Genomic DNA, 8,523 nt, shown 5'->3' on the forward strand with positions numbered 1-8,523 from the left:
GCGCTTAATCCTGTGGGAAGCTCAGCGTGGCGTACTTCTCGTAGAGGACCTCGCTCTCGGCGTGGCATGCGGGCTCGGCAGCGTCGGCGCAGGGGATGCCCGGGGAGACGGTGACCTGGGCCAGGTCCTCGTGCCAGTCGATGGATCCGGCGTACCAGGGGGTCTGGATATCGTTTGCGCCAATCTCCTGGGAGGCTTCCCAGATGAGCTCGCCGGCCAGGTACACGCGGGCGTGGGCGCGAATGGCGTCGGTGTGATTGTGGCCCATGGCGACGATGTGGGTGCGTCCGGAGGGGAGCGCGTCGTGCACGATGTAGTTGGGGGGATCGGTGTAGCCGGCGGTGTTGACCATGGTGACGGGCACCGCGTCGGCACCATCGGGCTGGAGGGAGGCCGGGCTGTTGTTCCAGAAGATGCAGTCGTTTTCGTCAATCGCCTGGGAGAACGAGGCCTGTTCGGAGTTGCAGTAATAGAGGTCCAGGGCACCCTGGAAGTCCGATGCCTCGTCGCCGGGGGTGAGTTTTTCCCAGGAGAGCGCAATGACGACTTCGTCCTGGGGGAGCGGGGGCGTCTCGGAAGGCTGCTGGTCGCAGGGGGCGTCGGGGCAGTCGGCGGTGTCAACGCTCTCGGAGGTGCAGGCGTTGGTGAGCAGGAGTAGGGCGCAGAGGGCGCTGATGGGGAGAGTACGGCGCATGATGAGTGTCCTGTGGATGTTAAGTGTCTGAAATCATGGTTGAATGGGGGATGCGCTCTGAGCTGCTTTTGATGTCACGTCGGTTGTATCGAGAGCATCGCGTACAGGGTGGCGTGCGATGCCTCTCCGGCGAGGGCGGGATGATGGGCTCAAGCTACCCAGAAAGAGGGGGGTGTTACAAATGTTAGTGGAGTGGCGTTTTACTACGCCGTCAACGATAGCTCAGGGCGTACGAAGGGGCGCGCGTTTGTGGTCAGGTGGTTGTGGGGTGCCGGGGTTTGCGCTGTGGGGCAATTCGTGCGGGCGGCCGGAAAAGCTGCCCGTGAGTTGAGCAAGAGACGAGTCAACTTACTCCTCGTTCTCGTGGTCGCTTAAATCAAGATGGACATCACCGATATGGAGACCGTCGAAGGTGCAGGTGTTGGTGTGGTCGGCCAGGCAGGAGAGAGGGCGGAAGCGCTCCGGGGTGTCGGTGTGGGGGAGCCAGTCGAAGAGGGCGACGTACCAGGTCTGGCCGGGGGCGATGAGGGCCTGGCGGTAGCGCCAGATGCGCTCGCCATGGAGGTAGACGTCGACCCTGGCCAGCACGCTGTGGCCGCCGGCGATGTAGCGTACCGCGGCGTGGGTGCGCTGGCCGGGGAGGATGGGATGGCCGACCTGCTCGACGAGGCCGTGGCGGGTGGCGTTTTCGCCGGCACGGGGGCGGTAGATGGCGCCGTCGATGCCCCACTGGTTCTGCGGGGTGCGCCAGGAGGTGCAGCCCAGGCGGTTGGGGGCGTCAAAGGAGGTGGCCAGCGGGCTCATGCAGGCGATGAGATCGAGGTCGACGGCCTCGTCTCTCAAAATCGGCCCGTCGATCAGTGGCTCCCAGGAGAGGCGCATCACGAAGGGCTCCTGCATGAGCGGGGCGGCGGCGTCGTCGGGCACAGGCGGCAGGTAGGGATCTTCGGCGGGCTCGGGGGGGATGGGCGTTTCGTAAAAGTCCCAGCGGGCGTCGGGGTCGCCGGGCGCTATGGCGTCGATTTCGATCGGGCCGCAGGATGTGGTCAGTGCGGCGAGGAGCAGTGCGCCGCTCAGACGATACAGAACACGGGGGGGAGGGGGTGGCGAGTGTGCTGGGGAGCCAGGTCGGGTCATGGTCGTCTCGGCGGTGGCGGCGAAGGGGCCGGTGGCCGGTGCGTTCCCTCCGCGGTGGTTGGTTTGAGCGTGGGGTGAGGCTAGCGCGAGAGGGGGATGGGGTCAAAGGTGTGGACGGGGGCGTTACACGATATAAAAAAACCGACCCCCCTGAAGGGGCCGGTTTTTCATTGCTTTCCATGATGAAGGTGCTCTGGGAACGCCGCGTCAGGGAGCCTCGGCGAAGGTGACATCCCGGAGGTAGAGCGCATCGTTCACGTCATGACAGGCATCATCGCTATTGCTCTCAGCACACGAGGGGCCGTCGGTGATGGTGACATGAGCGGGGTCTTCGTGCCAGTCGATGGTGCCAGCGTACCAGATGGCTTTGCTGACCTCGGGAGTGAACTCCACCGAGTTCTCCCAGGCCAGCTCGCCATCGAGGTAGACGCGGGCGTGGGCTCGGACGGCGAATTGGACGCTGTAGCCCTGGACCACCAGGTGGGTGCGCCCGGCGGTGGGGTGATCGTGCACGACCCATTCCGGGTAGTCGACAAAGTGACTATCGAGCTGCATCTCGGTCTCCATGCGCTCACCATCCGGGGTGGGATCAAACCCGGCACGCCTGTTGCGGTAGCTCGTGCAGCCGCTGTCTGTGTTAAGGGCGTGCAATCCGTCGAGGGCATGGCAGTAGAAGAGATCGAGGTCGGTATAGGAGTTTATGTACGGGCTCGCGTCTTCATCCACGGGATCCAGGCGCTCCCAGATCACCTCAATGAGGACGTCGCGTTCGGGGCGCGGAGGGGGATCCTGGGGGCGCCAGTCGGGCATATCATAGGGGGCGTCGGCGTCGGCATCGGAGGCGTCCGGGCCGGCGTCGGGCAAAAGGTCGGTGTCTTCGCCGGCGGCGTCCTCAAGCTGCCAGTCGCAGGAGGCGTCGGGGCAGTCGTCGGCAGGAGTTTCAGCGTTTTCGGGGGTGCAGGCGCTTGCGGCGAGCAGCAGGGCGCAGAGCGTGACGATAGAGAGGTTGGGGCGCATGGTGAATCTCGTGGGTAAGGTCAATTGGTTGATTGTTATGGGTTATTCGGCGTCGATGTCCGCGCCTTCGAGGAGCACTTCTTCGGCATAGAGCCCGTCATGGGCGCAGGCGCCGAGGGACTCGGAGGTGCAGGGGGACGGCTCGATGCGGACGGGGTTCTCGCGGATGTCGGGTTCGTTGGACCAGGCGAAGATGGCGGCATACCAGGTCTGGTCGCGTTCGGTGAGGATCCTGGTGTCTTCCCAGATGCGCCGGCCCTCCAGGTAGATGGCCAGGGTGGCGCGGGCGTCGTAGCCGCCGTAGTGGTAACGCACGCCGACATGGGTGCGTCCGGCGGGCAGCAGGGGATGGCCGACCTGTTCGGCGACCCCGTCGCGGGTGGCGTCTTCGCCCGCGCGCACCGGGTAGGCTTCGCCAGCGATGCGCCACTGACTTAGCGGGTTGCTCCAGGAGATGCAGGCCTCGGTGTGGTGGCGGTCAAAGCTCTGGCCGGGCGGGGTGATGCAGGTGATGAGCTCCAGGTCGACAGACCGGCTCACCAGGGGGCGCTCATCGGTGAGGTGCTCCCATTCCAGGCGTACGACGAAGGCTTCGTCGAGCAGCGGCACCTCAAACCCCTCGGGGAGAGGCTGGAGGTAGCGTCCGGCGGGCTCGTCGGATTCATTCGGCTCGTTGGGGTCGCCGGGGCCGCTCGAGTCGTTGGGGTCGTTGAGGTTGCCGGGGCCGCTCGAGCCGTCGGGGCTGCCGGGCTCCTCGAACTCCCAGCCATCTCCCTTGCTGAGATGATCCGGAGAGGCGGAGGGGCCGCAGCCCGTGGCGAGGAGTGTCGTCAGTGCCAGGGCTGCGCAGTGCCGCGTGGTAGGTGGTGGAGGCATGATGAAAATCTCGGTACGAAAGGCTCAGGCAAGGGTGCACGGGCCCCTCGCGTTGGTTTGATGAGTGGAAGAGGGTACCGAGATGGGGGGAGGAGTTCAATGGTTGTGGGGCGTCGGGGTTTGCGGGGTGGGGAGGTTCGTGAGGGCGGGGTGCGGGTTATGGGTAAGGTGTTGATATTGCGCCAAAAAGAACGACCCACGGTCAGCCGGGAGGTGACCGTGGGTCGTTTTTTGGGATAAAGCTGAACGCGGAGGCGGGTGTCGACGCGTCATTTCCCGCCGTGCAACCCACCGCCTCGGAAGCTGCGGTTGCCCACGCTGCCCAGGCGCCCGGAGCGGGGGTAGGCGTGACGGCCGTAGTAGATGACGTGCATGTCGTGGTGGCGGCGCGTGTACTCGCGATCGTTGTCGGTGGGCGGGCTGTCATCGGGGTTGGCGGCGACGGCGACCAGCGCGACGAAGAAGAAGACGAGGCCGCAGAGGAATGCGAGGCCGATGGCGTGTCCGTTCATGGCAAAACCTGAAGGGTAGGGGGCAGGTCAGTTCCAGCTGCGCCAGTCATCACGAAAGTAGTCGATGAGCACCGGTCGCATCAAGGTGTTGGGCTCGACCTGCTGGCGGCGTCGCAGATCGGGGGGGAAGTAGAAGAGCTCGCGGTCGTGGTCGCTGTCGTAGAAGCGGCCTTTGATGTCGCGAAGGGGCGCGGGGGGCACAACGCCCGGGGAGGCCAGCGCAAACCCCCATTCGCCAAAGCTGGGGACGTTGGCGTGAAAGGGGCGCGTCTGCCAGCCGGCGCGCTCCAGGGTGGCGAGGGCGCCCCAGTAGGTGCGGTTGGCAAAGAAGGGACTTCCGAGCTGGGCGACCATCAGGCCCTCGGGGGCCAGGAGCGCCTGCAGGCTCACGTAGAAGGTCACCGAGTAGAGCTTGGCCAGCGACTCGTGATGAGGATCGGGAAGGTCGATGATGATGAGGTCGAAGGGCGGCTCATCGCGCGTTTCAAACTCGCGCACGAAGTTGAAGGCGTCGACGTTGAGCACGTCGACCGGGCGTTTTTCGAAGGCCTGGTCGTTGAGTTCGCGCAGCATCGGATGCTCTCGCCCCAGACGCGTCATGGCCGGGTCGAGGTCGACCATGGTGATATGCGCGATGCTCTCGTAGTGACCGAGCTCGCGCAGCGCCAGGCCGTCGCCGCCGCCGAGCACCAGGACGCGCTCGATGGTTTGAAGGCGACTGGCCGCCGGGTGCACCAGGGCCTCGTGGTAGCGGTACTCGTCGCGGGCGGAGAACTGCAGCGAGCCGTCGAGAAAGAGGCGGATATCGTCGTTGCGCCTCGACATGACGATCTTCTGGTAGGGGGTCTGCTCCATAAAGACGATCGGGTCTTCGTAGAGCTCGCGCTCAACCAGGCGCTCGATGGGGCGGTTGACGATCAGCGCGCCGCCGAGCAGCGCCAGCGCCAGCGCGCCCAGGGTGAGCATGGCGCGTGCGCGAGTGAGCATCGGCCGAAAGACCTGAAGCATCACCAGGGCCACCAGCACGTTGAAGAGCCCGATGAGCAGCGAGGAGCCCATGATGCCGAAGATCGGCAGGAGCAGCAGCGGAAAGGCCACCCCGCCGATGAGGGCACCCAGGTAGTCGACGCCCATCATCTGACCGACGCTCAGGCGCAGATCCTGGCGCAGCTCTTCGCTGATGCGGATCAAGAGCGGCATCTCCAGGCCCACCAGCGTGCCCAGCGTCAGGATCAGCACCACTCGCCCGATCTCGAAAAAACCGCCGATGGCATAGAGGTAGAAGAGGGCAAAGGCCGAGAGGCCCCCCACAAGCCCCACCAGAATCTCGGTGAGTACAAAGACGTCGACCAGGCGAGTCTTGATGCGGGTGGAGAGAAAGGCTCCCAGACCGTAGGCCGACATGAAGAGGCCGATGGTCATGGAGAACTGGAAGGTGCTGTTGCCCAGGAGGTAGGTGCTCACCGTGCCGACGATGAGCTGGTAGATGATGCCGCAGATCGAGACGGCACCCACGCTCAAGGCTACGATGGCCAGAAGCGTGCGCTGGCGGCCCCCCAGGGGCTGGGGGGGCACCCCGGAGATATCGTCGTGGTTCGGGGAGCTCATAGGCTGCGGGGCGTGCTCAGATGACGCCGTGAATGATCACGGCGAAGGCGATGAAGTAGCTGCCTTCAATGAGACCGATGGCGAGGTTGTCTTCCTCGTGGATCTGCTTGTTGAAGTCGAAGGAGGTGGCCGCGACCAGCACGATGCGACCGATCCAGAGCATCAAGAGCCCCAGGAGAAAGAGGCCGGTGACCAGCGCGATATCGGCCCACAGCGTGTTGGCCATGCGTTCGCCGCCGACGAGCCCGTGCAGGATGATGGCCGCGGCGATCTGGAACATGCCCTTGCTGGCACCGACGGCGGTGTTGCGGTCGCCGACCAGCTCAGCGTTGACGTCAAAAGGCGCGATGATCTTGTAGGCGTAGCGCGCCAGTACCAGGGCGGCCATACCGCCCAGGCTCCAGCCCAGAAGTTGTGTGATCAGTTGACCCAGCTCTGCCATGTTCATGGGGTTCCTCGTGCAGCGTGTGGTTTTGGGGCAGCCTCCAGGCGCGCTCAGGCGCGGGGCTTCAACGCGGTGATCTCGACATCTTTCCAGGTAAGAATCTCCATCAGGCTCCACTCATGCTCGCCACGCTCCTCGTAGAGGACGTGCTCCAGGATGAGGGCGCCTGAGGCGTGGATGCGAGGGATGGGGGAGGGCAAGTACACCCAGGCTTTGTACTTGCTGTGGTATGCTTCACCTTCATAGTGGGTGGTCAGGCTACCGGTGCCGCTGTTGTTGCGGTCGAGCGAGAGGGTGGTATTGCGCACGCGGACCCAGCGTTGGTTGTGGGCCTGCTGCTCGATGCTGGACAGCTCATCGGGGCTGAGTTCCAGCCAGCGCAACATGTAGCGGTGGTCGCGGGTATGCTCTTCGCCCTCGCTGTCGGTGTACTCTTCTTCGTAGGATTCGATGGCGATGAAGTGCTCTTCGCCCCGGTGGTTGTGCAGGCGCAGCTCGTAACCGGCCTGTTCACCAGGCTCGCGGTGTTCACGCACATCGGTCACGGTGAGCAGCTCACCACGGAGCTTGAGTTGGGAGCCCGGGCCCATTTTTTCGAGAAGTTTGCGGGTGACTTTGGTGCGGCCCCGGGCCACGTAGACGGCGATGCCAATGAAGATGAGCATGCCCAGCATGAAGGGCCAGGAGCCGACGCTACGCGGCTGGCTGCTCAGGAGCTGCACCGTGAAGGCGGCAGCCCGCACGTCGCGGGCGCTAAAAAGTGTGAGCTGCGGGCGGTAGGTGCCAGCTTCGGGGACCCGGAAGTTAAACTGCGTGTGGGCGTTCTGCTCGTCCCAGGAGCCCGACTCGCCACTGTCGTGCCAGACGCCGGCCTCGCGCCAGTAGGAGTCTTCAAGCTCCAGGAGTTCCTCGCCATCGCTGTTGACCACCGCCGCGCCCAGGTCCATCGCGCCGTTGACCGGCATGGGCACCGCGTAGCGGATGTTGAGGGTGTACATGCGCCCGGGATCGAGCTCCACGGCCGGGAGCTGCTTCGGGGAGTCGAGCTCGGTGAAGTTGGCCGTCTCGCTGTAAAAGAGGGTTCTGCGCTCGCCAACCAGGCCGTAGATGGCACCGGCCACGCAGAGGAGCGCAAAGAAAAGCGGGATAAGGGGGCGGTTTCGGATCGTCATGGTCTCAGTCCGGCTGGGCCATCACATCAAGCGAGGCGGCATGGACCGGCTCGCCCACCATCACCTCATACTCACCCTCGCCCCAGCGCTGCACGCTGAGGCGTGTGTTGCCATCGCCCTCGTAGTCCCAGGAGTAGGCGGTGGTGCGGGTTTCGCTGCCGCTCTCGCGGCTGATTTTGGCGTCGCTGGTGCCTTTCTCGGTCAGGCGAAAGCGTTGCCCGAGGTAGTCGATTTCGTCGGGCGGCTCCTCGCTGAGCATGAGGTCGGCCGGGCGGTAGAGCGCTACTTCGAGCTCATCGTCGTCTTCGACCGAGAGCCAGATATGGGCGTCATCGCCGCCGTAGAGCTTGTAATCATGCCAGAAGAAGCCGTTGGCATGGTTCACGATGCGCTGGTTGACGATGTAGGTCTGATCGAGGTGCACGACCACATCGCCGATGCGCAGGCTGCTCAGGTTAACGTCACGCCCCGGGGGCAGTTGCAGCGCTTCGGGGCGTTTGCCAAAGAGCGCGGCGAAGAAGCGTTTGATCCAGGCCAGCATCACAGCTCCGGGCAAGATGGGTGCACCAGCAAGAGAGTTGTTCGGGTATCATGGGGGCGAGGTCTGTGCAAATGGGCTGTGCACTCGAGGGGCGGTGTGGGGGCGTCGGGGGTTCGCGGTGTGGGGAGTTGGCGTGGGGGGTGGGGGGCGTGCGTGTTGTGGTTGGGTGGTTGTGTGGTTGGGTGGTTGTGGGGCGCCGGGGGGTCGCGGTGTGGGGAGGTTCGTAATGAGCGAGGGTCGGTCGAAGTGACCGGGGGTCGGTTGAAGTGACCGGGGGTCGGTTGAAGTGACCGGGGGTCGGTCGAAGTGACCGAGGGTCGGTCGAAGTGACCGAGGGTCGGTCGAAGTGACCGGGGGTCGGTTGAAGTGACCGGGGGTCGGTTGAAGTGACCGGGGGTCGGTCGGAGTGACCGAGGGTCGGTCGAAGTGACCGGGGGTCGGTTGAAGTGACCGGGGGTCGGTCGAAGTGACCGGGGGTCGGTTGAAGTGACCGGGGGTCGGTTGAAGTGACCGGGGGTCGG

At 64.8% G+C, this 8,523-nt stretch carries 9 protein-coding genes; all 9 read right to left on the bottom strand.

Annotation, left to right across the window (positions count from 1 at the left end; all coding sequences use genetic code 11):
• Nucleotides 1-4: 4 nt before the first annotated feature.
• On the bottom strand, nucleotides 5-694 hold the full coding sequence (locus EA187_RS20000) for a hypothetical protein (RefSeq protein WP_127781457.1): 690 nt from the start codon (nucleotides 692-694) through the stop codon (nucleotides 5-7).
• Nucleotides 695-1,042: 348 nt separating this feature from the next.
• Entirely contained in the window at nucleotides 1,043-1,831 is a 789-nt protein-coding gene (locus tag EA187_RS20005) for a hypothetical protein (RefSeq protein ID WP_127781458.1), read from the bottom strand.
• A gap of 207 nt (nucleotides 1,832-2,038) precedes the next feature.
• Complete coding sequence (locus EA187_RS20010) at nucleotides 2,039-2,848, bottom strand: hypothetical protein (RefSeq protein WP_127781459.1); 810 nt, start codon at nucleotides 2,846-2,848, stop codon at nucleotides 2,039-2,041.
• Between the two features lie 42 nt (nucleotides 2,849-2,890).
• A complete protein-coding gene (locus tag EA187_RS20015) occupies nucleotides 2,891-3,724 on the bottom strand; it encodes a hypothetical protein (protein ID WP_127781460.1) in 834 nt (277 codons plus the stop codon).
• Between the two features lie 269 nt (nucleotides 3,725-3,993).
• Nucleotides 3,994-4,236, bottom strand: coding sequence for a hypothetical protein (locus EA187_RS20020; protein ID WP_115608146.1), 243 nt, complete (start codon nucleotides 4,234-4,236; stop codon nucleotides 3,994-3,996).
• A gap of 27 nt (nucleotides 4,237-4,263) precedes the next feature.
• Nucleotides 4,264-5,844, bottom strand: a complete 1,581-nt coding sequence (locus EA187_RS20025) for a polyamine aminopropyltransferase (RefSeq protein ID WP_127781461.1) — start codon at nucleotides 5,842-5,844, stop codon at nucleotides 4,264-4,266.
• 16 nt (nucleotides 5,845-5,860) lie between these two features.
• Nucleotides 5,861-6,292 (bottom strand): DUF350 domain-containing protein, encoded by a 432-nt coding sequence (locus EA187_RS20030; RefSeq protein ID WP_115608141.1) that lies wholly within the window; start codon nucleotides 6,290-6,292, stop codon nucleotides 5,861-5,863.
• A 47-nt stretch (nucleotides 6,293-6,339) separates the two neighbouring features.
• Nucleotides 6,340-7,461, bottom strand: coding sequence for a hypothetical protein (locus EA187_RS20035; protein WP_127781462.1), 1,122 nt, complete (start codon nucleotides 7,459-7,461; stop codon nucleotides 6,340-6,342).
• A 4-nt stretch (nucleotides 7,462-7,465) separates the two neighbouring features.
• Entirely contained in the window at nucleotides 7,466-8,002 is a 537-nt protein-coding gene (locus EA187_RS20040) for a DUF4178 domain-containing protein (protein ID WP_115608138.1), read from the bottom strand.
• Between the last annotated feature and the right edge of the window lie 521 nt (nucleotides 8,003-8,523).

The sequence above is a fragment of the Lujinxingia sediminis genome (assembly GCF_004005565.1).
GTDB lineage: Bacteria > Myxococcota_A > Bradymonadia > Bradymonadales > Bradymonadaceae > Lujinxingia > Lujinxingia sediminis.